Annotated in this window: 21 protein-coding genes; 15 read left to right on the forward strand and 6 right to left on the reverse strand. The window is 74.5% G+C overall.

The genetic code is table 11. The features are described from left to right. Positions 1–453: 453 nt before the first annotated feature. The 6 genes from J3P29_RS09240 to J3P29_RS09265 form a co-directional block, all read right to left on the reverse strand. Positions 454–945 (reverse strand): RidA family protein, encoded by a 492-nt coding sequence (locus J3P29_RS09240; RefSeq protein ID WP_210492874.1) that lies wholly within the window; start codon positions 943–945, stop codon positions 454–456. Further along, on the reverse strand, positions 942–1,238 hold the full coding sequence (locus J3P29_RS09245; protein WP_210492876.1) for an antibiotic biosynthesis monooxygenase: 297 nt from the start codon (positions 1,236–1,238) through the stop codon (positions 942–944). The genes J3P29_RS09240 and J3P29_RS09245 overlap by 4 nt, the downstream gene beginning before the upstream one ends. A 79-nt stretch (positions 1,239–1,317) precedes the next feature. Then, positions 1,318–2,700 carry an MmgE/PrpD family protein gene (locus tag J3P29_RS09250; RefSeq protein WP_210492877.1) on the reverse strand — a complete coding sequence of 461 codons (1,383 nt, stop codon included), beginning with the start codon at positions 2,698–2,700 and terminating at the stop codon, positions 1,318–1,320. Next, positions 2,697–4,097, reverse strand: a complete 1,401-nt coding sequence (locus tag J3P29_RS09255) for an FAD-dependent oxidoreductase (protein ID WP_210492879.1) — start codon at positions 4,095–4,097, stop codon at positions 2,697–2,699. The genes J3P29_RS09250 and J3P29_RS09255 overlap by 4 nt, the downstream gene beginning before the upstream one ends. Beyond that, positions 4,098–5,510: an MmgE/PrpD family protein gene (locus J3P29_RS09260; protein WP_210492881.1), complete on the reverse strand. Its 1,413-nt coding sequence runs from the start codon at positions 5,508–5,510 to the stop codon at positions 4,098–4,100. 260 nt (positions 5,511–5,770) lie between these two features. Then, the gene (locus tag J3P29_RS09265; protein ID WP_210492882.1) at positions 5,771–6,451 is read right to left on the reverse strand and encodes a GntR family transcriptional regulator; all 681 of its coding nucleotides are present in this window, start codon (positions 6,449–6,451) and stop codon (positions 5,771–5,773) included. Positions 6,452–6,631: 180 nt separating this feature from the next. Here J3P29_RS09265 and J3P29_RS09270 point away from each other — a divergent pair, with 180 nt between their 5' ends. The 15 genes from J3P29_RS09270 to J3P29_RS09340 all read left to right on the forward strand — a co-directional run bounded on the left by J3P29_RS09270 (position 6,632) and on the right by J3P29_RS09340 (position 22,153). Next, positions 6,632–7,519, forward strand: a complete 888-nt coding sequence (locus tag J3P29_RS09270) for an oxaloacetate decarboxylase (RefSeq protein ID WP_210492884.1) — start codon at positions 6,632–6,634, stop codon at positions 7,517–7,519. Beyond that, entirely contained in the window at positions 7,516–8,928 is a 1,413-nt protein-coding gene (locus J3P29_RS09275; RefSeq protein WP_210492886.1) for an amidohydrolase family protein, read from the forward strand. The genes J3P29_RS09270 and J3P29_RS09275 overlap by 4 nt, the downstream gene beginning before the upstream one ends. Beyond that, positions 8,925–9,617, forward strand: a complete 693-nt coding sequence (locus J3P29_RS09280; protein WP_210492888.1) for an isochorismatase family protein — start codon at positions 8,925–8,927, stop codon at positions 9,615–9,617. Before J3P29_RS09275 ends, J3P29_RS09280 begins: the two co-directional genes overlap by 4 nt. Then, positions 9,614–9,985, forward strand: a complete 372-nt coding sequence (locus J3P29_RS09285; RefSeq protein WP_210492889.1) for a cupin domain-containing protein — start codon at positions 9,614–9,616, stop codon at positions 9,983–9,985. The genes J3P29_RS09280 and J3P29_RS09285 overlap by 4 nt, the downstream gene beginning before the upstream one ends. 1 nt (position 9,986) lies before the next feature. Further along, positions 9,987–10,853: an MBL fold metallo-hydrolase gene (locus J3P29_RS09290; protein ID WP_210492891.1), complete on the forward strand. Its 867-nt coding sequence runs from the start codon at positions 9,987–9,989 to the stop codon at positions 10,851–10,853. A 28-nt stretch (positions 10,854–10,881) separates the two neighbouring features. Continuing rightward, a complete protein-coding gene (locus J3P29_RS09295; RefSeq protein WP_210492893.1) occupies positions 10,882–12,039 on the forward strand; it encodes a sugar ABC transporter substrate-binding protein in 1,158 nt (385 codons plus the stop codon). After that, the gene (locus J3P29_RS09300; RefSeq protein WP_210492895.1) at positions 12,036–13,616 is read left to right on the forward strand and encodes a sugar ABC transporter ATP-binding protein; all 1,581 of its coding nucleotides are present in this window, start codon (positions 12,036–12,038) and stop codon (positions 13,614–13,616) included. The genes J3P29_RS09295 and J3P29_RS09300 overlap by 4 nt, the downstream gene beginning before the upstream one ends. After that, positions 13,613–14,710, forward strand: a complete 1,098-nt coding sequence (locus J3P29_RS09305) for an ABC transporter permease (RefSeq protein WP_210492896.1) — start codon at positions 13,613–13,615, stop codon at positions 14,708–14,710. The genes J3P29_RS09300 and J3P29_RS09305 overlap by 4 nt, the downstream gene beginning before the upstream one ends. Continuing rightward, a complete protein-coding gene (locus J3P29_RS09310) occupies positions 14,707–15,831 on the forward strand; it encodes an NDMA-dependent alcohol dehydrogenase (RefSeq protein ID WP_210492898.1) in 1,125 nt (374 codons plus the stop codon). The genes J3P29_RS09305 and J3P29_RS09310 overlap by 4 nt, the downstream gene beginning before the upstream one ends. Before the next feature lie 11 nt (positions 15,832–15,842). Next, on the forward strand, positions 15,843–17,327 hold the full coding sequence (locus J3P29_RS09315; RefSeq protein WP_210492900.1) for an aldehyde dehydrogenase family protein: 1,485 nt from the start codon (positions 15,843–15,845) through the stop codon (positions 17,325–17,327). 111 nt (positions 17,328–17,438) lie between these two features. Beyond that, positions 17,439–18,926: an aldehyde dehydrogenase family protein gene (locus J3P29_RS09320; RefSeq protein ID WP_210492902.1), complete on the forward strand. Its 1,488-nt coding sequence runs from the start codon at positions 17,439–17,441 to the stop codon at positions 18,924–18,926. Next, positions 18,923–19,615, forward strand: a complete 693-nt coding sequence (locus J3P29_RS09325) for a GntR family transcriptional regulator (protein ID WP_210492904.1) — start codon at positions 18,923–18,925, stop codon at positions 19,613–19,615. The genes J3P29_RS09320 and J3P29_RS09325 overlap by 4 nt, the downstream gene beginning before the upstream one ends. Next, positions 19,612–20,352 carry an SDR family NAD(P)-dependent oxidoreductase gene (locus J3P29_RS09330; RefSeq protein WP_210492906.1) on the forward strand — a complete coding sequence of 247 codons (741 nt, stop codon included), beginning with the start codon at positions 19,612–19,614 and terminating at the stop codon, positions 20,350–20,352. The genes J3P29_RS09325 and J3P29_RS09330 overlap by 4 nt, the downstream gene beginning before the upstream one ends. Beyond that, positions 20,349–21,128, forward strand: coding sequence for a glucose 1-dehydrogenase (locus tag J3P29_RS09335; protein WP_210492908.1), 780 nt, complete (start codon positions 20,349–20,351; stop codon positions 21,126–21,128). The genes J3P29_RS09330 and J3P29_RS09335 overlap by 4 nt, the downstream gene beginning before the upstream one ends. Then, the gene (locus J3P29_RS09340) at positions 21,125–22,153 is read left to right on the forward strand and encodes an LLM class flavin-dependent oxidoreductase (RefSeq protein ID WP_210492909.1); all 1,029 of its coding nucleotides are present in this window, start codon (positions 21,125–21,127) and stop codon (positions 22,151–22,153) included. The genes J3P29_RS09335 and J3P29_RS09340 overlap by 4 nt, the downstream gene beginning before the upstream one ends. Positions 22,154–22,206 lie beyond the last annotated feature (53 nt).

Consider the following 22,206-nt stretch of genomic DNA (forward strand, 5'->3'; position numbering starts at 1 on the left):
ACTCGGAGGCCGGGCGTTGGCGCGCACGACCGAGCACCATGCGCCGTGCATTTCCGCGTATCGGGCCAGAGAGCTGGGTCGACATCCCACCGGCCATCGCGGCGAGGCGGGAACGTCTGGCGGGCGTGACGATGATCGAGACCCGTCGGCTTCCTCAGTCCGCGTCGCCAGAGACCACGACGCGACTACGGTGGAACCGTGCCGCTCGTCGCATCGATCGGGGTCCAGCGGCGCGGCATCATGCTCGCCGCCATCACGCTCGTACGCCTCAGGCCCGGGCCTGGCGCCTGGCGCCCGGCGCCGAATACTCGTGGGCCTGACGTAGCGCGCGGGCCGGCCGAGATGTCACCGCGGCGTGTTGAATCGATGGGACCTCGATCGGACGCAATGCTGCGATTGGCTTTCTTCTCGGGCCTCGTGGGTCGGCGCGTCGCGCCCGTCGGCTGCAGGGGTCTACGCCGCCAGCGTCCCGCCCACCAGCGCGATCGCCTCGATCTCGAGCGTCAGTTCAGGTCGCGTGAGCACCCGAAACTCGACGATCGTGTCGGCGGGGTAGGGCGCCGTGAGTTGCTGGGCTCGCAGCGCGCTGATTTTCCGGAAGTGCGCCATGTTGTTCAGATAGGTCGTCACCTTCACCACCTGCTCCAGGTCGGAGCCGGCGCCGCGGAGCACGCGGCGCAGGTTGGCGAAGACCTGGGCGGCCTGGGCGTCGAAGTCGCCCGCGCCGACGGTGCGGCTGTGCGCGTCGAGCGCCGCCTGGCCCGAGACGACCACCAGGTCGCCGATGCGGAACCCTGGCGAGTAGTTCGCCGCCGCCGTCGGGTCCGGGTCCAGCTGGATCCGGTGGGCGGTCGGGCCCCGGTCGGCGGCGGGACCGCGGTCGCCGGTGGTCGACAGGCCGGCGGCCGCACCGGCGTCGTCGGCATCCGCCGGCCGCCCGCTCACCGGATCGACGTGACCGTGAACCGCGCGCCGCCCGGCTCCTCTGCCAGCAGGCCGGGCAGCTCGGGCACCGCGCCCTCGCCGGCCCGCCAGGCGAGGTACGCGTCGTGGTGCTCCGCCGCGTCCCACTCCGCGATCACGAGGACGTGGGCCGGGTCGGCCTCGTCCTGCGCCACCGTGACCCCCTGGTTGCCGGCGAACGCGCGCGTGTCGTCCAGGATCCGGTCGAGGACGGCAAGCGCCTCGGCCAGCCGCGACGGGTCGACCTGGAGCTCGAAGTGGGTGAGGACGGTCATGGCGGTGGTCCTTCGGCCGGGGTGCGGGGCGGAGTGGCGGGGGTGCGGGAAGCGGGCGGTCGGCCGGCGGCGGGCGCGCTCAGGCCGCCGGCCGCAGGAGCGCCGTCAGCTCGCGGACGTCGTCGAGCGCCCGCAGGTCGCGGACCGCGGCGGCGATCTCGTCCGCGCGCGCCGCGCCCACCACGGGCTCGGCGTTGTCGCGGAACTTCGCCAGCACCGCGTCGGCGCCGAGCGGGCGCGAGGCGCTGCCGCGCACGTCGTCGACGGTGGCGTGGAGGTCGCGGCCGTCCGTCGTGCGTACGCGCAGGTCGGCGGGGAAGCGGGCCGGGAAGCCCGAGTCCTCCCACGGCTCGGCGCGCATGCGGGTGGCAAGCGCCAGCACCTCGGGATCGCTGGCGATGCCCGTCACGTCAGCGCTCGTCAGGCGCCCGCGCAGGAGCACCTGGGCGACGCAGACGGGCAGGCTCCAGCGCGCGTCGTGGTCGGACGCGGGGGTCAGCTTGCGCTCCCACGGCTCGCAGACGATCGGCGCCGCGCCGTCCGGCACGCGGACCACGACCTCGGCGACGTCGTCGGGCGCCAGGCCCTCGTCCCGCAGCCGCTCGGCGGCCTCGAGGAACGGGTGGATGTAGTGGCAGCACGGGTAGGCCTTGAACGCCGCCTCGGGCAGCGCCCACCGCTCGCCCAGGCCGGGGAGCAGCGCCGCGAACCGTCCCGGCGCCTCGGCGTCGCGGGCGTAGGAGGCGAAGAAGCCGAAGCGGTCCTCGAGGACCGCGGCCGGGCCGGTGACGCCGGCCGTGGCCAGGTCGACGGCCAGGACGCCGGAGTGCGCGGCCCAGCCGGCGTGCATCGCCTTGACGGTCGACGCGTCGGTGAGGAACGCGAACGTGCCGCTCGCCTGGCTGCCGCAGATGCCCAGCGCCGAGACGAGCGTGGCCTCGTCGGTGCTCGCCAGCAGGCCGGCCGCGACGGCGGCGCCGAACGGGCCCGCCGCGGCGACGGTCTGGAAGCCCGCGGCCTGGAACCCGCCCGGGCTCGCCAGGCCGAGCAGCACCAGCGTCTCCCAGCCCGCGGCGACCGCGACGGCGAGCTCGGCGCCGGACGACGCCTGGCGCTCCGCCGCCGCAAGGGCCGCCGGGACGACGACCGCGCTGCCGTGGATGACGGACGGCACGTGCGTGTCGTCGAACTCCATGGAGTGGATCAGCGTGCCGTTGACGAGCGCCGCCGACGCGGGGGCCAGGCGGTCGGCGCGGCCGAGGACCGTGCCGTCGCCGCCGCCCAGGGCGCCGAGGGCCGGGCCGAGCGGCGAGGTCGGCGCGGCGCCGCCGGCCAGGCCGACACCGATGGCGTCGAGCAGGTGGTCCTGCGCCGCGCTCAGCACGTCGGCGGGCAGCGGCGCGCCGGCGAGGGCGCGCACGCCCCGGGCCAGGCCGACGGCGAGCGGCTCCTGCGCGCTCATCGGGGCAGCGGGACGTTCGCGGCGGCGGCGCCGGCGACGCGGCCCAGGCCCATCGCCGTCAGCAGGCCGTTGCCGGACGAGTAGCCGTAGCCGCCGCTGCGGCCGGACACGCCGACCGCCACGCCGCCCGTCGCGAAGACGCCCGGGATGACGGTGCCGTCGGGGCGCAGCGGGTGGGCGTCGGCGTCGATCGCCGCGCCGCCCTGGGTGTGGAAGAGGCCGGGCGTCGTGCGGCACATCGCGTACGGCGCGGTCAGCGGGCCGAAGCCGAAGTCCGTGCGGCCGAAGCGGTCGGGCGTGCCGGCGGCCGCGTCGCGCGCGGCCTCCTCGACGGTGCGGGCGACAGCGTCCTCGGGCAGGTCGAAGTAGCGCGCCAGCTCGCGCGGATCCTCGGCCACCCGCACGCCGCCGTGCTCGACGAGCTCGCGGAACTCCAGCTCGTTGCCGGCGACGTAGTCGCGGATCCGCTGGTCGAAGAGCACCCACGCGGCGCCGCCGTGGGCGATGACGTCGGCGGCGAAGCCCGAGTAGCCGACGGTCTCGTCGCCGAAGCGCACGCCGTCGGGGTTGACCAGCACGCCGCCCATCTCGACCGTCGTCCAGCTCGTGATCGAGCCGTGCGGGTAGGCCACTGCGGCGTAGCCCTGGTAGGCGCCGATGTTCTCGAGCTTCGCGCCCAGGTCCCGCACCCACGCGACGGCCTCGCCGGTCGAGCCGTGCGCGCCGAAGTACTCCGCGTCGGCGACGTCGGGGCAGTACTCGCGCACCATCTCGCGGTTGCCGGCGAAGCCGTTGGCGGCGAGGACGACGTTCGGGGCGCCCAGCCGGGTCTCCTCGACGCGGTCGCCGCGGACGAGGACGCCGGACACGCGGCCGTCGTCGTCGAGCAGCAGGTCCTCGACGGGGTGGCCCAGGACGAGCGGGATCTCGCGCTCCTCGAGCGCCCGGACCAGGTCGTTGACCAGATCCTGGCCCTTGCGGCTCCGCGGCGCGTGCAGGCGCGGGACGGAGTGGCCGACGTGCTTGTAGTCCGTGATCAGCTCGAGCTCGATGCCGACGTCCTCGCGCAGCCACTCGACGAGCGGGGCGGACTGGCGGGCCAGCTGGTGGGTCAGCCACTCGGCGTCGTGCGGGCCGCTCTGGCGCAGCAGGTCCGCGGCCATGCGCTCGGGCGAGTCCTCGATGCCGGCCTCGGCCTGGTACTTCGTGCCGCCGCCGGGGACCGACCCCGTCGACAGCGCGGTGTTGCCGCCCGCGCGGTCGTACTTCTCGACCACGGCGACGGTGGCGCCGGCCTCGTGCGCGGCCAGGGCGGCGACGAGGCCCGCGCCGCCGGCGCCGACGACGAGGACGTCGACCTCGGTGTCGAAGTCGCCGGTGCGGTTGATCTGCGGCATTCAGGCCTCCAGGAGGGCGTCGAGGGTCTCGCCCCACGGGCGGCGCAGGAGCGCGGGGCGCTCCAGCAGGCCGCGGACGGTGGGGACGAACCCGGGGTGGTCGGCGCCGACGGCGCCGTGCAGCTTGTCGTCGAGCAGGACGTCGACGGGCAGGGGGCGGTCGGGCGAGCCGATCGCGCTCATGCACGTGCGCTCGACCGTCGTGCCGTCGCGGAGCGTCACGACGACGGTGGCCGGCCGGTCGTGCGGCGGCACGGGGACGGGGGAGAAGGGCACCAGGCGCACCCGCTCGCGGAGCGCCGCGATGCGCGGGTCGGCCAGCGCGGCGGGCGCGCACGCGTCGGCGTCGACGGCGCCGCGCACCAGGGCGGCGGCCGCGACGTGGGGGACGGAGAACTTGGCCGCCAGGCTCGTCGCCGGCCGCGCCCCGTCGAGCTTGAGCGCCAGGGGATGCGTGCGCACCTCGACGTCGACGACGTCGTCGATCCGGCGCTCGCCGATCTCGGGCCGCGCCTCGAGCAGGGCCTCGACCGTCGAGTGGGCGTACTGGCAGCAGGCGAAGAGCTTGTGGTACCCGTCGCGGATCGCCCACGTCTCGCCCAGCCCGTCCGTGAGCGCGGCGGGGTGGGCCGTGGCGCCCATGGCGCCGGCGAACGCGGTGTGCGGGGCGCTCGGCGCGCCGCCGATCCCGACGGCCGACCAGCGGACGAGCTGCACGCCGGTCCAGGCGGCGATGCCCGACCAGGCGTTGCGGACCAGCTCGCCGGTCAGCGCGTGGTCGAACGGCCCGAGCATCGCCGTCGTGGCGCCGGCCGACACGGCCGCGACGGCCTGGTCGGCGGGCACCCGGGCGGCGAGCGCCGCACCGGTCGCCGCGCCGATGGGCGCGAGCAGGGCGTGGGGATGGATGACCAGCTCGTCGTGACGCCAGGCCCGGGCGACCCGGGTGACGACCTCGTAGCCGGCGACGAGGGCGGCCAGCAGCTCCTCGCCCGTGCGGCCGCGGGCCTCGGCCTCGGCGAGCAGCGCCGGCAGGACGTAGAGGCCGGCGTGACAGGTCGCGGGCCGGTAGCCCTCGTCCATCTCGGCCCAGTCCGCCGCCGCCCCGTTGGCGGCGGCGACGGCCGCGCGCTCACCGCGGCGCCGGCCGCCGGCCACGACCGTGGCCTCGGCGGGCTGGCCCGGCAGGACGAGCGAGTCGCGCACCGCGGAGACCTGCGGGTCGTCGCGGACGGCGAGCATCGCGCCCAGGTCGTCGGCGAGCACGAGTAGCGCCCGCCGGCGGACGTCGTCGGGCAGGTCGTCGTAGGCGACCGACGTCGCCCAGCGGACGAGGGCGGCGAAGCCCGCGGCGGCCGTGGCGGGCGTGTCCGCGGGGGTGGCGGGGGAGGACGTCGACGAGGCGGGCGGCATGGAGAGGGGCGGCGCGTCCCGAACGGTCGGTCGGGAGTCGTGTGCCGTCGCGCACGCTAGCCGGAGCGCCGGTCAACTGTCAACACTTCCGGTCGGCCGGCATCCCGCGCCGACCGGACCCGTGTCGCCGCGGCGCCGGGCGTCGCCGCGCTCCGCCCGCCGCCGCGTCGTCCTCCCGCCGGAGTCTGCACCGCCCGGCCGTCGGCCCGCGCGGTCCGGTGCCGGCGCGCGCCGCCTCGCCCGCCGCCCCGCCGCCGCGCTCAGTCCGCGGGGGCCATCGACCGCAGGGCGTGGTCGAGGGCGTGCCGCAGGTGGGCCTCCATCGCGTCCGCTGCGCGCTCGCCGTCCCCGGCGAGGACCGCGTCGACGAGCTCGTCGTGCTCCTCGACGGCGTGGTGGGCGCGGTCGGGAACCTCGCCCGACTGCGTCCGCAGCAGCTGCAGCTCCTGGTTGACCAGCGCCACGTGCGCGGCGAGCGCCTCGTTGCCGGCGGCGAGGGCGAGCAGGGCGTGCACGTCCCGGGCGCCCTGGAAGCGCTCGTCGGCGGGGACGGAGAGGTCGTCGCCGCGTGGCCCGGCGTCGCGCAGCGCCCGCAGCCGCTCCCGGTCCTCGTCCGTGGCGCGTTCGGCGGCCAGGCGGGCGACCGTGGACTCCAGGGCCGTGCGCACCTCGAAGAGGTCGCGGACCTCGCCGGGCGTCAGGGCCCGCACGAACGCGCCGCGATGGGCCTGCAGCTCGACGAGGCCGTCCCGCGCCAGGCGCTGCATCGCCTCGCGCACCGGTCCGCGGCTGACGCCGAGCTCCGTCGAGATCTCGACCTCGTTCAGGCGCCCGCCCGACGGGAAGTGCCCGCGCAGGATCTGCTCCCGCAGCGTCCGCTCGACCTGGTCGGCGAACGAGTTGCCGGAGCGCGCGATCGGACCGCGCCGCGTCGTGCTCATCGGGGGCGCTCCGGGCTCACGGCGGTCGCTGGAGCGGGGAGGGGGCGGGACGGACGGGACGGTCGCATGGCCGAAGCCTACGTCGCCGTCCCGTCCAAACGCCGGTTTGGGCGGCTGCGCTGCACATAGTCGACGATCAACTGTTGACAATCAGCAGTGCGGTGTGGTTGGTTCTGTGCCGTGGCTCACGCAGATCGCACAAGTCCCCCGCTGTCGGAGCAGATCCGGCAGGCGCACGCCGGCCGTGCCCCGATCCTCCTGCCCGGGGTGTACGACGCCCTGAGCGCCCGGCTCGCCGCTGCGGCCGGGTTCGACGCGATCTACGTCACCGGCGCCGGCCTGGCGAACTCCCGGCTCGGCGTGCCCGACATCGGCCTGACGAGCGTGGATCAGCTCGCCGACCACGTCGCCGCGATCTCCGACGCGGTCGACGTGCCGCTCGTCGTCGACGGCGACACGGGCTTCGGCAACGCGGTGAACGTGCGGCACGCCGTTCGCAAGCTCGAGCGCGCCGGCGCCGCCGCCATCCAGCTCGAGGACCAGGTCTTCCCCAAGAAGTGCGGGCACTTCGCCGGCAAGGCCGTCATCCCGCTCGACGAGATGCGCGGCAAGCTGCAGTCCGCGCTCGACAGCCGCCGCAGCGAGGAGACGCTGATCGTCGCCCGCACGGACGCCGGCGCCACGAACGGCCTGGACGAGGCCATCGAGCGGGCCCTGGCCTACCGCGAGCTCGGCGCCGACGTGATCTTCGTCGAGGCCCCGACGTCCGTGGACGAGCTGCGGCGCGTGGCCGCCGAGGTCGACGCGCCGCTCGTCGCGAACATGGTCGAGGGCGGCTCGACGCCGATGGTGCCGCTCGACGAGCTGGGGGAGATGGGCTTCTCGATCGCCCTCTACGCCAACGCCGCTCTGCGCACCGCCCAGCGCGCCGTCACGCACGCGTACGCCGAGCTGCGCGAGCACGGGTCCAGCGCCACGCTGACCGACGTCATGGCGACCTGGCAGGAGCGCCAGGAGGCCGTCGGCAAGCCGCACTACGACGAGCTCGAGGCGAGGTACGCGTCGTGACCGCCGCCGCCCCGATCGACCTGCGCCTGGCGGGCGGCACCGTCGTGCTGCCCGGCGTCGGGCCGCAGCGCGCCGACGTGCTCGTCGCCGGCGGCCGGATCGCCGGCGTGGTCGCGCCCGACGCGCCCGCCGACGCCGCCGAGACGCTCGACGTGACCGGCCGCCACGTGCTGCCCGGCGTCGTCGACGCGCACGTGCACCTGGGCGCCGACATCACGGTGCCGCGCACGCCCGAGGACGTCGGCCCCGAGACCGCGGCCGCCGCCGCCGGCGGCGTCACGTCGCTCGTCGCCTACCTGATGTCCGCGGACCCGTACGACGAGGTCCTGCCGGTCGCCCGCGGCGCGATGGACGCCGACTCGCGCGTCGACTTCGGCTTCCACTTCTGCATCGGCACCCGCGAGCAGCTGGACGCGATCCCGCACTACGTCCGCGACCTGGGCGTCTCGTCCTTCAAGTTCTTCATGAACTTCCGCACGGACGAGGGGCAGCGCCTGGGCCTGCCCGGCAACGACGACGGCTTCCTGCTCGAGCTGCTCGAGGCCGCCGCGGCGAACGGCGCGATCGTCAACCCGCACGCCGAGAACGCCGACCTGATCAAGCTGCTCGCGCGCCGCGGCGTGCTCGACGGCGAGGGCTCCCCGCTCGAGCGGTGGGACCGCAGCCGCCCCGGCTACGTCGAGGCCGAGGCGCTCGAGCGCATCGGCTTCCTGTCGATGCTCGCGCAGGCCGACGTCCACGCCGTCCACGTGACGAATGAGACGTCGCTGCACGTGCTGCGCGACGTCCGCGCGCACCAGCCGCGGATCTCGATCGAGACCTGCCCGCACTACCTGACCCTCGACACGGCGTCGCCCGTCGGCGTGGAGGGCAAGGTCAATCCGCCGCTGCGGCCGCCGGCCGACCGCGAGGCGCTGTGGGCGGCGATCGCCGACGGCACGATCGACACCATCGGCTCGGACCACGTGCCGCGCCACGGCCGCTTCAAGGAGGGCGGGCTGGCGAAGGCGTCGCCCGGCTTCCCCGGGATGCAGCAGCTGCTGCCCCTCGTGCTGACGGAGGGCCACCTGCGCCGCGGGATCTCGCTCGAGCGCCTCGTCGATCTGGTGTCGACCCGCCCCGCGCGGACGTTCGGCCTGGGTGACCGCAAGGGCGCGATCCGCCCCGGCACCGACGCCGACCTGGTGATCGTCGACCTGGACGCCCCGAACACGATCAGTGCCGCGACCGAGCTCGCGAGCGCCGGCTTCACGCCCTGGGAGGGCGTCGAGGTCGGGGTCCGCGTCGAGCGCACCCTGCTTCGCGGGCGCACCGTCTTCGCCGACGGCGCCCCCGTCGGCGAGCCCGCCGGCCAGTACCTGCCGCGCCACCGCAGCGGCGTCCCTGCGACCCCCGGAGCCCCCGCATGAGCACCCCGAGCCCCTGGTCCGACGTCATCACCGCGGACGACGAGCGCCGCTACGAGGCCGCCGGCTTCGGCCGCCCCTCCGGCTTCGGCACGCGCCCGGCGCTGCTGATCATCGACGTGCAGCACCGGACGATGGGCAACAGCCCCAAGCCGTTCTTCGAGAGCCTCGAGGACTACACGACGTCCTGCGGCGACGTGGGCTGGGCCGCGGTCGACCAGATCGCGAAGCTCGTCGCGGTCTTCCGCGAGCAGGGCCTGCCGATCCTCTACCCGCACGTCGCGCCGAAGACGGCCGAGGACCGGGGCGGCGTGCTCGGGGCCAAGGTGCCGGGGATCATGGACGTGCCCGACCACGGGTACCGCTTCCCCGAGGCCGTCGCGCCGCAGCCCGGCGACCTGCTGCTGCCGAAGAAGCACCCGAGCGCGTTCTTCGGCACGCCGCTGGCGAGCTACCTGATCGGCCTGGGCGCCGACACGATCGTCGCCACCGGCGCGACGACCTCGGGCTGCGTCCGCGGCACCGTCGTCGACGGGTTCTCCTACAACTTCAAGTGCGTCGTGCCGCACGACGCGGTCTACGACCGCTCGCCCACGGTCCACCAGGCCAACCTGTTCGACCTGGGCCAGAAGTACTGCGACGTCGCGTCGACCGACGAGGTCGTCGCACGGGTCCGGGGGCTGGCGGCGTGACGTACTGGACCTCCTGGGACGCGCTGCCCGAGGTCGAGGGGCTGCCGAACAACTTCCGCACCGCGGTCGCCGGCCGGCAGATGGGGCTCAACCGCATCCGCTGGGTGCACCCGACGGTGCTGCCCGAGCACGAGCACCCCGAGCACGAGCAGGCCAACGTCGTGATCCAGGGGCGGATCGAGCTGACCGTCGGCGGCGAGACGTTCGAGCTGGGCGTCGGCGACGTGGCCGTCGTGCCGCGCGGCGTGCCGCACAGCGGCCGCAGCCTGGAGGGCGAGGCCGTCTTCCTCGAGGTCTTCAGCCCGCTGCGGATCGAGAACCTGATCGGCGCCCTGGGCGCCCCGTCGCTGCCGCCCGCCGAGGACTGAGATGGCCCTGCGGCAGCTCACCGACCGCGTCCACGTGGAGACGCAGCACCTGGGGTCCAACAACGGCATCGTCGACGGCGGGGACGGCACCCTCGCCCTCGTCGACGCGCCGCACCGCCCGACGGACGCGCAGGCGTGGGCCGCGACGGTCGCCGGCCTGGGCACCGCGCGCTGGCTGGTCAACACGGACCACCACCCCGACCACACGATCGGCAACCGCTGGCTGCCCGGCGCCGTCGTCGCCCACCGCCGCACCCGCGAGCGCCTGGTCGAGGCCGCGCCCACGCGCGAGTACCTGCGCGACCTGTTCGCGGTCATCGACCCCGACGCCGTGCCGCTCGTCGACGACTACGCGGTCCGCCTGGCGGACGTGACGTTCGACGACCGCATGACCCTGCACGTCGGCGACCGACGGCTCGAGCTGCAGCACGCCCCGGGCCACACGGAGAACACGATCTTCGTGCACGTGCCCGAGGAGGGCGTGCTGTTCACCGGCGACGACGTCTGCAACCTGGGCCTGCCGGCCTGGCTGGACGGCAGCGTCCCGGCGTTCTTCGACGCGATCGACCGCGCCGAGGGCATCGACTTCGAACACCTCGTGCCCGGCCACGGAGAGCCCGGCGGACGAGAGCTCCTGGAGCGCTACCGCGCCCTGGGGCGGGAGCTCGTCGGCCGGGTGGCCGCGGCACGAGATCGCGGCTGGGACCGCGAGGAATGCGCCCAGCGCATCGCGTTCGAGGACCGGATCCACGCGCCGATCGGGGGATCGCCGGGCTACCCGGACGACCTGATCGAGCTGTTCCGGCGGCGCTCCGTGGAGCGGATCCACGACGACCTGGAGGCCGATCCCGCGCTGCGGGACCGGTGACCGGACCGACACCAAACGAGGGGGACACATGCGCACACTCACGACACTCGGCTGCGCCGCCGTCATCGGCGCCGCCGCGCTCACCGGCTGCGGGTCGAGCGACGACTCCGGCGGCTCGGCCTCCGGCGGCGGCGCCGGCTCGGACGTCTCCGCGGAGAACGTCCAGTACGCCAAGGACCAGATCGCCAAGTACTCGGCGGTGCCGAAGTTCGAGTCGGACGCCGAGCCGATCGACGTGTCGAGCCTGAAGGGCAAGACGGTCTACTCCATCCCGATCACGACCTCGATCCCGTTCTACAAGGACGGCGAGGCCGCGATGGCCGCCGCCGCGAAGAAGGCCGGCGTCACGTACGTGACGTTCCCCTCGCAGGGCAAGGTCTCCGACTTCCAGCAGGGCTTCTCGGACGCGATCAACGCGAAGGCGTCGGTGATCATCCTCAACGGCCCGCTGCCGGACACGCTGCAGCCGCAGATCCGCGCCGCGGAGAAGGCGGGCGTGAAGATCATCGCCGCCCACGAGGAGGACCCGACGTCGCCGACGCCCAAGGGCGTGGACGCGGTCGCGGCCGGCGAGTTCTACAACGCCGCCCGCCTGATGGTCGACAAGGCCATCGCGGACCAGAACGGCAAGCCCGTGAAGGCCCTCGCGATCTCGGCCGACGAGACGCGCCCGTCCAAGGGCATGGTCGCCGCGATGAAGGACGAGCTGGCCAAGCGCTGCGGGTCGAAGTGCTCGCTGACCGTCACCAACGTGCCCGTCGCCGACTGGGCCACGAAGGTGCAGCCGCAGGTCCAGTCCGAGCTCAACCGCGACGGCGAGATCAACACGATCCTGCCCATCTACGACTCGATGGCGCAGTACACGGACCCGGCGATCCGCCAGGCCGCCCGCGGCCGGACGGTCAACGTCTACTCGTTCAACGGCACGCCGTCGATCAACGCCCTCATGCAGAAGGGCGGCAGCAACCTGAAGATGAACGTCGGCGAGAGCCCGACGCTCATCGGCCTGCTGACGATGGACCAGGCGTTCCGCCTGATGCTCGGCAAGAAGCCGCTCGACAAGCCGACCGCGCCGCTGCGCGTGTTCACGCCCGAGAACGTCGACGAGGCCGGCACCCCGCCCGTCTCCGGCAAGGGCTTCGGCGACGTGGACGCCGGCTACGACACCCTCTGGGGCCTGAAGTGAGCCAGCCTCGCCAGGCGCAGGCCGGCGACGCCACGGGCGTCGCCGGTGCGGAGGTCCTGCGGGTCTCCGGCCTCGTCAAGCGCTTCGCCGGCGTGCCGGCCCTCGGGGGCGTCGACCTGACGGTGCGCGCCGGCGAGGTCCACGGCTTGCTGGGCGCCAACGGCTGCGGCAAGTCGACGCTGATCAAGACCCTCGCCGGCGTGCACGACGCCGACGAGGGCGCGGTCGCGATCCACGGGCAGGACGTGCCGATGCCCTTCGGCGCGGACGGCCTGCGGGACCGCGGCCTGTCCTTCGTCCACCAGGACCTGGGGCTGTCCGACGCCGCCACCGTCCTGGAGCACTTCGCCTTCGACCACGTCGGCGCGCGGGGGACGATGCGCCGGATCCCGTGGGACGCGGAGCGCGATCGCGCGACCGAGCTGCTCGCGCGGTTCGAGGTGGCGGTCGACCCCGACGCGCGGATCGACCAGCTCAGCCCCGTGCAGCGCGCGATGGTCGCCATCGTCCGCGCCGTCGCGGCGCAGGAGCTGCACGCGCGCGCCGGCGAGCGGCGGCCGCAGCTGCTGATCCTGGACGAGCCGACGGTCTTCCTGCCCAGCGCCGACGTCGGGATCCTCTTCCGCCTGGTCGACCGCCTGCGGCAGGAGGGCGACGCCGTCATCCTGGTCTCGCACGACCTCGACGAGGTGCTCGAGATCTGCGACCGCGTCACCGTCCTGCGCGACGGCCGCAACGTCGGCACCCGCGACGTCCACGGCCTGGGCCGCGAGGAGCTCGTCGAGCTGATCCTCGGCGTGAAGATCGGCGCGGTCACCCGGCCCGACGACGGCACGCAGCGCAGCCCCGAGGTGGTGCTCTCCACGCGGGGCCTGTCGGGCGAGCGCGTCCGCGGCCTGGACCTGGACCTGCACCCCGGCGAGGTCGTCGGCGTGACGGGCCTGGCCGGGTCGGGCATCGAGGAGCTGACCGATCTGCTCTACGGCGTGCGCAGCCCCGTCGGCGGTACCGTGCACGTCGGCGGCGACGCCATCGAGCGGCCCACGCCGCAGCGGATGCTCGGGCACGACGTGGTGCTGCTGCCCGCCGACCGCAAGGCGCTCGGCAGCGCCCCGCGCCTGTCCGTCCTGGAGAACATGTCGCTGCCGTTCCTGCGCAGCTCGTTCCGGGGCGGCCGGCTGCGCTGGGGCGCCCTGCGCCAGCAGTCGCAGGACACGTGCGTGCGGCTGCACGTCAAGCCCGCCGACCCCGCCGCGCTCTTCTCGAGCCTGTCGGGCGGCAACCAGCAGAAGGCGCTGCTGGGCAAGTGGCTCGACACGAAGCCCGCCGTGATGCTGCTCGCCGAGCCCACCCAGGGCGTCGACGTGGGCGCGCGCCGGGAGATCTTCCGCCTGGTCCGCGAGGCCGTGGCCGGCGGCGCGTCCGTCCTGTGCGCCACCTCGGACTACGAGCAGCTCGTCCAGCTCGCGGACCGCGTCCTGATCTTCGCCGACGGCCGCGTCGTCGACGAGATCGCCGGCGACGCGATCACGAAGGACGCCCTGACCACCGCCATCTACGCAGGAGCCGCAGCATGACCACCACCACGACGCGGCCGGTGACGGCGGCCGGGCCCTCGGACGGTCCCGCCGCGCCCGAGCCCGTGAAGCTGAAGCACCGCCGGGAGCCCGAGCGGTTCGCGCTCATCGGGGTCTGGGCCCTCGTGATCGTCGTCTTCTCGGTGACGACCGACCGGTTCCTCACCGAGGGGAACATCTCGAGCATGCTCGGGTCGCAGACCGTGCTGCTGATCCTGGCGCTCGGACTGCTCATCCCGCTGCGGGTCGGGGACTACGACCTGTCCGTGGCCGCGACGCTCGGCGTCTCGGCGATGCTCGTCGCGATCCTCAACGTCAACCACGGGTGGGGGATCGTCCCCGCGTGCGTCGTGGCCGTCCTGGCGGGCGCCCTCATCGGCGCGGTGAACGGCGCGATCGTCGTCCGCTTCGACATCGACCCGTTCATCGTCACGCTCGGCATGTCGACGCTGCTCCAGGGCGTCCTGTTCTGGATCTCGGACTCCGCCACGATCAGCGGCATCGACGTCGGCCTGTCCGACGCCGTGCTGACCAACACGGTCCTCAGCATCCCGGTGAACTTCTGGTACGCCGTGATCCTCTGCGGGCTGCTCTGGTACGTCTTCGACTACACGCCCGCCGGCCAGCGCCTGCTGTTCGTCGGCCAGAGCAAGGACATGGCGCGCCTGAACGGCATCGCCGTGGGCCGCTCGCGCTTCCTCGCCCTCGTCGCGTCCGGCACGATCGCCGCGATCGCCGGCGTGGTCCTCGCCGGCACCACCGGCTCGGCGGACCCGAACTCGAGCGCGTCCTTCCTGCTGCCCGCCTTCGCCGCGTGCTTCCTGGGCTCGACGACGCTCAAGATCGGCCGCTTCAACCCCTGGGGCACGTTCATCGCCCTCTACTTCATCGTCACCGGCACGACCGGCCTGCAGCTGCTCGGCGCCGAGAACTACGTCCAGCAGCTCTTCTACGGCGCGGCGCTGATCATCGCCGTGATCCTCTCGAAGCTCCTCCGCCAGCGGAACGACCGCCGGCTGCAGAACGACGCCCGCCAGGCCGCGCTCGCGGCCGCGAGCGCGGACGCCACCACCGACCCGAAGGACAACGCATGAAGACCCGCGGAGCCATCATCCAGGCCGTCGGACAGGACTGGGAGGTCGTCGACCTCGAGCTCGGCGAGCCCAACGACCACGAGGTCCTCATCGAGGTGCACGCCTCGGGCCTCTGCCACTCCGACGCCCACCTGACGGACGGCGACCTGCAGGTCGAGCTGCCGTTCGTCGGCGGCCACGAGGGCGCGGGCATCGTCCGCAAGGTCGGGTCGAAGGTGACCCGCGTGCAGGTCGGCGACCACGTCTGCACCTCGTTCATCCCCGTCTGCGGCGTCTGCAAGTGGTGCACCACCGGGCGCTCCAACCTGTGCAAGAACGGCTACCTGATGGAGCAGGGCAAGTCGATGGACGGGACCTACCGGTTCTTCCGCGACGGCCAGGGCCTCGGCGCGCTCTGCCGCCTGGGCACGTTCTCCGACCACATCGTCTGCTCGGAGCAGCAGGCGATCAAGATCGACGACGACATCCCGCTCGACGTCGCCTGCCTCGTCTCGTGCGGCGTCGCGACCGGCTTCGGCGCGGCGACGAACGTGGCCGAGGTGAAGCCCGGCGACGTCGTCCTGATCGTCGGCATGGGCGGGGTCGGCGTCAACGCCGTCCAGGGTGCGGCGGCGGCCGGCGCGACGCACGTCGTCGTGGTCGACCCCGTCGCCTCCAAGCGCGAGCGCGCCGCCGAGTTCGGCGCCACGGCGACGTTCGCCACCATCGCCGAGGCGCTGCCCTACATCCACGAGCGCACGGAGTGGCAGGGCACCGACGCGACGATCATCACGGTCGACCGCGCGATGGGCGACATCATCGCCGAGGCGTTCCGCACCGTCGCCAAGTCCGGCTCCTGCGTGCTCGTCGCGCTCGGCCCGGACACCGAGATCATCCCGGTCCACCCGCAGGAGCTGCAGACGATGTCGCGCTCGATCAAGGGCGTGATGTTCGGCGACTGCAACCCGATCGCCGACATCCCGAGCCTGCTGGCCCAGTACAAGGCCGGCAAGCTCAAGCTCGACGAGCTCGTCACGACGCGCTACCGGATCGACGACATCAACCAGGGCTTCGCCGACATGAAGTCCGGCAAGAACATCCGCGGCGTCCTGATCCACGACCACGCCGCCCCGGCGGCCTGAGGAGCGAGCGCATGAGCACCCCCGTCGTCTCCCCGCACGCCGACGCTCCCGCGATCGGCGACACCCGCCTGCTCATCGACGGCCAGCGCGTCGACGGTGCCGAGGGCCGCACGTTCGACGTCTTCAACCCCGCCACCGGCGAGCTGCTGACGCGCGTGGCCGAGGCCCGCGCCGAGGACGTCGACCGCGCCGTGAAGGCCGCCCGCCGGGCGTTCGAGTCGGGCCCCTGGCGCGACATGAAGCCGAAGGACCGCGCCGCCATCCTGTGGCGCCTGGGCGACCTGCTGCTCGAGCACGCCGCCGAGCTCGGCGGCCTCGAGACGCTCGACAACGGCAAGCCGTTCGTGCAGGCCCGGGACGGTGACGTCTCGGCCGCCGCCGGCCTCTTCCACTACATGTCGGGCTGGGCGACGAAGCTCGAGGGCGCGACGATCCCGATCTCGTTCCCCGGCAGCTTCCACACCTACACGCGACGCGAGGCCGTCGGCGTGGTCGGCCTGATCGTGCCGTGGAACTTCCCGCTCACGATCGCGGCGTGGAAGGTCGCCCCGGCGCTCGCCGCGGGCAACACGGTGGTCCTCAAGCCGTCCGAGGTCACGCCGCTGACGGCCCTGCGCCTGGGCGAGCTGGCTCTCGAGGCCGGGATCCCCGAGGGCGTGCTGAACGTCGTCCCCGGCTTCGGCGCCGAGGCGGGCGCGGCGCTGACCGCGCACCCGGACGTCGACAAGGTGTCCTTCACGGGCTCCACGGCGACGGGCCGCGCGATCCTGCAGGCCGCCACGGGCAACATCAAGAAGGTCACCCTGGAGCTCGGCGGCAAGAGCCCCGACATCATCATGGGCGACGCCAACCTCGAGGCGGCCATCCAGGGCGCCGCGGACGGCATCTTCTACAACCAGGGCGAGGCCTGCGCGGCCGGCTCGCGCATCTACGCGCACCGCTCGGTCTACGACGAGGTCGTGGCGGGCGTGTCGGCCGCCGCGGAGTCGATCACGGTCGGCGACGGCTTCGACCCGTCGTCGTTCATCGGCCCGCTCGTGTCGAAGGAGCACCACCAGAAGGTCACCGGGTACGTCGACCTGGGCCGCGAGGAGGGCACCGTCGCGGCGGGCGGCACGTACGCCACCGAGGGCGGCTACTACGTGGCGCCGACGGTCTTCACCGACGTCACGGACCAGTCGCGCGTCGTCCGCGAGGAGATCTTCGGACCCGTCGTCTCCATCCTGCCGTTCGACGACACGGACGAGGTCATCCGCCGCGCGAACGACACGCGCTACGGCCTGACCGCCGGCGTGTGGACCGAGAGCATCTCGACCGCGCACCGGGTCGCCGACGCGCTGCGCGCCGGCACGGTGTGGGTCAACTGCTACGGCGTGTTCGACGCCGCCATGCCGTTCGGCGGCTACAAGGAGTCGGGCTGGGGCCGCGAGATGGGCGGCATCGTGCTCGACGACTACACGGAGTCCAAGACGGTCTGCATCCGCCTGGGCGACTGACGACCGCGGACCCGGCGGCGCGGCGCGTCCGCGCCCGCCGGCGCCCGACCCCGGCGGCCGCGCCCCGTGCGCGCCCGCCGGCGGCCGTCCCCGTCCCGACCAGGACCCACCATGACCCTGACCTTCCTGCGGCCCCGCGAGCGGGCGCCCGAGATCGGCGACGTGCGGCTGCTCGTCGACGGTCGCCGCGTCGACGCGCTCGACGGCGGCACGTATCCCACGACCGACCCCTCCACCGGCACCGTCCTCGCGCAGGTCGCGCGGGCACGCGAGGCCGACGTCGACCTGGCCGTCCGCGCCGCCCGCCGCGCGCTCGACGACGGGCCGTGGCGCGTGCTGCGCCCGGCCGAGCGGGCCCGCGTCCTCGTCCGGCTGGCCGACCTCGTCGCCACGCACGCGGACGAGCTCGCCGGTCTGGAGACGCTCGACAACGGCAAGACCTTCGTCACCGCCCGAGCGGTCGACGTGGCCGGCGCCGTCGACCTGCTGCACTACATGGCCGGGTGGGTGACGAAGCTCGGCGGCGCGACCGTGCCCGTGTCCGCACCGGGCGGCCACCACGTCTTCACCCGGCGCCAGCCGATCGGCGTCGTCGGCGCGATCGTGCCGTGGAACTACCCGCTCGGCCAGGCCGTGTGGAAGGTCGCGCCCGCGCTGGCGGCCGGCAACGCCGTCGTCCTCAAGCCGGCCGAGCAGACGCCGCTGAGCGCGCTGCGGCTGGGCGAGCTGGCGCTCGAGGCCGGCGTCCCGCCCGGCGTGCTCAACGTCGTGCCGGGCCTCGGCCACGACGCCGGCGCGGCGCTCGCGGCGCACCCGCTCGTCGACAAGGTGGCCTTCACCGGCTCGACCGAGACGGGCCGCGCCATCATCCGGGCGGCCGGCGGCAACCTGAAGAAGGTGTCGCTCGAGCTCGGCGGCAAGAGCCCGAACGTCGTCTTCGCCGACGCCGACCTGGAGGCCGCGATCCAGGGCGCGGCGGACGGCATCTTCTTCAACCAGGGCGAGGTCTGCACCGCGGGCTCGCGCCTGTACGTCCAGGAGGCCGTGCACGACGAGGTCGTCGCCGGCCTGGTCGCGGCGGCGCGGCGCCTGCGCATCGGCGACGGCTTCGACGAGCGCACCGACGTCGGCCCGCTCGTCTCGCGCGAGCACCGCGACGCGGTGTGCCGGCACGTCGAGGCCGGGGTGGCCGCCGGCGCCGAGCTCGCGACGGGCGGCCGCCGCGTCGGCGACGCCGGCTGGTTCCTCGAGCCGACCGTCTTCACGGGCGCGCGGGCCGAGATGCCGCTCGTGCGCGAGGAGATCTTCGGGCCCGTCGTGGCGGTCCTGCCGTTCCGCGACGTCGACGACGTGGTCGCCGCGGCGAACGACAGCCGCTTCGGCCTGGCCGCGGGCGTCTGGACCGGCAACGTCGGGACGGCGCACCGGATGGCCGCCGCCCTGCGCGCCGGCACGGTGTGGGTCAACTGCTACGGGGTCTTCGACGCCGCGATGCCGTTCGGCGGCATCCGCGAGTCGGGGTGGGGCAAGGAGATGGGCCGCGCGGTCCTCGACGACCTGACCGAGCACAAGACCGTCTGCGTGCGGGTGGCGGCATGAGCACCCGCGGCAACGGCGCCGACGCGATCGACCGCGTCGGCCACACGCTGACGGACAAGGTCGAGGCCGTCCTGCGCGACCAGATCGTGCGGGGCGAGCGGCGTCCCGAGGAGCGGCTGAACGAGGTCGAGATCGCCGCCGACCTGGGCGTCAGCCGCGGGCCGGTGCGCGAGGCGATGCAGCGCCTGGCGCGCGACGGCCTGGTGCGCATCGAGTCGCACCGCGGCGCGTTCGTGCGGGCGCTCGACGCGGGCGAGGTGCGGCAGCTCTTCGAGGTCCGCAGCTCGCTCGAGTGCCGCGCCGCTGCGCTCGCGGCCGAGCGCGCCGGGACGGACGAGGTCGTCGCGCTGCGCGCCTTCCTCGACACCTCGCAGCGGGCCGTCACGGAGGGCGAGGAGCCGCACTACCCGGAGCGCCTGGACCTGCACGAGCTGATCGTGCGGTGCGGACGCAACGCCGCGCTCGAGCGGTACCTCCAGCTCATCAACCAGGAGCTGAAGCTCGTCCGCGCCCGCTCCGGGTTCCAGGTCGTCCGGGCGCCGAAGGCGCTCGAGGAGCACGAGCGGATCGTCGAGGCCATCGCGGCCCGCGATCCGGACGCGGCGGTCGCCGCGATGCGCGTCCACATGCAATCGGCGCTCCACAGCACCCTCGGGCTGCTGCGCGCGCCGGAGAACGGAGAACGATGAATCTGCAGGGCAAGACCGTGGTCGTCACCGGCGCCGGATCCGGCATCGGGCGGGCGTGCGTGGAGCGGTTCCGAACGGCGGGCGCGAACGTCGAGGCGTGGGACCTGGCCCCGGCGGACGGCCCCGCGCCGGAGGGCGTCGAGCGGCGGCAGGTGGACGTGTCGTCGGCCGCGTCGGTCGAGGCCGCCGCCGCGCAGGCGGGCAACCGCTGGGGCGGCGTCGACGCGCTCGTCAACTGCGCGGGGATCATCACGCCGAACCTGCCCGCGGAGCAGGTCGACCCGGCCGACTACCAGCGCAACTTCGACGTCAACCTGATGGGCGTCGTCCACACGACCCGCGTCCTGCAGCCGCTGCTCGCGGAGCGCCGCGGGGCGATCGTGAACGTCGCGTCGCAGGCGGCGCTCGTCTGCCTGCCGCACCAGTCGGCGTACTCGGCGCTGAAGGGCGCGGTCGCCGCGCTGACCCGCTCGCTGGCGATCGACTGGGCGGCCGCGGGCATCCGCGTCAACGCCGTCTGCCCCGGGTTCACGCGCACGCCGATGGCGGCGGGGCAGATGACGCCCGAGCTGGAGGCCGCGGTGTCGCGCCGGGTGCCGCTCGGCCGCGTGTTCGAGCCCGAAGAGATCGCCGGCAGCATCCTCTTCCTCGCCTCCGACCTGGCGTCCGCGGTGACGGGCGTGGTGCTGCCCGTCGACGGCGGCTGGACGGCGGGCGAGCCCGCCCTGCCGATGTGAGCGCCGCCGCCATGCGCTTCCAGGACCAGATCGCCCTCGTCACGGGGGCCGGGACCGGCATCGGCCGGGGCGCCGCCGAGCGGCTCGCCGCCGAGGGCGCGCGCGTCGTGCTCGTCGGCCGCCGCCGCGAGCCGCTCGAGGAGGTCGCCGCGGCCATCGGCGACCGCGCCGTCGTGCTGCCGCTCGACGTCGCGTCCGCTGACGCGGTGCGCGCCACGCTGCCCGCGGCGCTCGACGAGCACGGCGTGCCCGACGTCGTCGTGCACGCCGCGGGCCAGACCGTCGTCGGCGCGCTGCACGAGCTCGACGACGCCGCGTGGGACCGCCAGATGGACGTCAACCTGCGCAGCATCCACGCGCTCACCCGGGTGCTGTGGGCCCCGATGGTCGCCCGCGGCGGCGGCGCGGTGGTCAACGTCGCGTCGACCGCGTCGTTCGCCGCGTTCCCGCAGGACGCCGCGTACGTGGCGTCGAAGGGCGCCGTGCTGGCGCTGACGAAGGCGATGGCCCTGGACGGGGCGCCCGTCGGCATCCGGGTCAACGCCGTCTGCCCGGGGTACATCGACACGCCCAACCTGCGCGGGTACTTCGACGCGCAGGACGACCCGCAGGCGGCGGCCGGCATGGCGGCGTCCGCCGCGCCGCTCGGCCGGATGGGCACCCCGGACGACATCGCCGCGGCGATCGCGTTCCTCGCGTCCGCCGACGCGGCGTTCGTCACGGGCGCGTCGCTCCTCGTCGACGGCGGCGTCCTGGCCCGGGTGCCGGTCGCATGAGCGCCCCCGACTTCTGCGTCGGCCTGCACCCGGACCGCCCGATCGGCGAGGTCGCCGACTTGGCCGTCGAGGCCGAGCGGCTCGGCTTCCCCGGCGTGTGGATCGCCGACTCGCAGAGCCTCTTCCGCGACGTCTACACCGCGCTGACGGTCGTCGCCGAGCGGACGGAACACATCCGCCTGGGCACCGGCGTGACGAACCCCGTCACCCGGCACCCCGCCGTCATCGCCGGCGCGATCGGGACGGTGGCCGAGCACGCTGCCGGCCGCGAGGTGCGCCTGGGCATCGGCACGGGGGAGACCGCGGTCGAGTCGATCGGCCGTAAGCGGGCGACGATCAAGCGCATGGAGGAGACCGCGCGCGTGATCCGCGGCCTGCACGCCGGCGAGACGGTGCCGTACGAGGACGCCGAGCTGCGGCTCGACTGGCCGGCGCCGCGGGTGCCGGTGGTGTTCGCGTCGAGCGGGCCGCGGTCGCTCACCGCCGCCGGGCGCTCCGCCGACGGGGTGTACCTGAAGCTCGGCATCCACCCGGACGTCCTGCGCTACGCGCTCGACCACGTGGCCGCGGGCCGCGCCGAGGCCGGCCGAACGCTGGAGGGCTTCCACGTCCAGGCGATGCTGCCGGTCGCGGTGGACGACGCCGACCCGGCCGCCGCGCGGGACGAGGTGCGCGGCACGGCGGCGGCGATCGCGCGCGCCGCGGTGCGGGCCATCCCGGCGGACGACCTGCCGGCCGAGCTGGGGGAGACGATCGCCGAGCTCGAGCGCGTCTCGTCCGAGGCCCGCGCGCGGCAGAGCTACGTCGAGTGGCTGCACAGCCCGGAGTACGCGGCGCTGATCCCCGACGTCATCGTCGAGCACTTCGCGATCGCGGGGACGGCGGAGGAGGTGGCGTCGCGGGTCGCGGCGCTCGGCGACCACGGGATCACCGAGGTCATCGCGCCGATCACCATGCCCGACCCGCGTCCGACGCTGCGCGCCATCGGCGAGACCGTCCTGCCGCGCCTGCGCGGGGCCGCCTGAGCCCGGGTGGCGCGGGTCCGCCTCGTCCCGCGCGGGGCGGGGCGGCACCCTCC

Origin of the sequence: Patulibacter sp. SYSU D01012 (assembly GCF_017916475.1) — a bacterium.
GTDB lineage: Bacteria > Actinomycetota > Thermoleophilia > Solirubrobacterales > Solirubrobacteraceae > Patulibacter.

Bases quoted from the DNA above. Each gene is read 5' to 3' on its own strand.
- J3P29_RS09305 (WP_210492896.1), top strand. From the start codon at position 13,613: ATGACCACCACCACGACGCGGCCGGTGACGGCGGCCGGGCCCTCGGAC.
- J3P29_RS09265 (WP_210492882.1), bottom strand. From the start codon at position 6,451: ATGAGCACGACGCGGCGCGGTCCGATCGCGCGCTCCGGCAACTCGTTC.
- J3P29_RS09330 (WP_210492906.1), top strand. From the start codon at position 19,612: ATGAATCTGCAGGGCAAGACCGTGGTCGTCACCGGCGCCGGATCCGGC.
- J3P29_RS09290 (WP_210492891.1), top strand. From the start codon at position 9,987: ATGGCCCTGCGGCAGCTCACCGACCGCGTCCACGTGGAGACGCAGCAC.
- J3P29_RS09245 (WP_210492876.1), bottom strand. From the start codon at position 1,238: ATGACCGTCCTCACCCACTTCGAGCTCCAGGTCGACCCGTCGCGGCTG.
- J3P29_RS09325 (WP_210492904.1), top strand. From the start codon at position 18,923: ATGAGCACCCGCGGCAACGGCGCCGACGCGATCGACCGCGTCGGCCAC.
- J3P29_RS09280 (WP_210492888.1), top strand. From the start codon at position 8,925: ATGAGCACCCCGAGCCCCTGGTCCGACGTCATCACCGCGGACGACGAG.
- J3P29_RS09310 (WP_210492898.1), top strand. From the start codon at position 14,707: ATGAAGACCCGCGGAGCCATCATCCAGGCCGTCGGACAGGACTGGGAG.
- J3P29_RS09295 (WP_210492893.1), top strand. From the start codon at position 10,882: ATGCGCACACTCACGACACTCGGCTGCGCCGCCGTCATCGGCGCCGCC.
- J3P29_RS09340 (WP_210492909.1), top strand. From the start codon at position 21,125: ATGAGCGCCCCCGACTTCTGCGTCGGCCTGCACCCGGACCGCCCGATC.
- J3P29_RS09315 (WP_210492900.1), top strand. From the start codon at position 15,843: ATGAGCACCCCCGTCGTCTCCCCGCACGCCGACGCTCCCGCGATCGGC.
- J3P29_RS09320 (WP_210492902.1), top strand. From the start codon at position 17,439: ATGACCCTGACCTTCCTGCGGCCCCGCGAGCGGGCGCCCGAGATCGGC.
- J3P29_RS09260 (WP_210492881.1), bottom strand. From the start codon at position 5,510: ATGCCGCCCGCCTCGTCGACGTCCTCCCCCGCCACCCCCGCGGACACG.
- J3P29_RS09255 (WP_210492879.1), bottom strand. From the start codon at position 4,097: ATGCCGCAGATCAACCGCACCGGCGACTTCGACACCGAGGTCGACGTC.
- J3P29_RS09250 (WP_210492877.1), bottom strand. From the start codon at position 2,700: ATGAGCGCGCAGGAGCCGCTCGCCGTCGGCCTGGCCCGGGGCGTGCGC.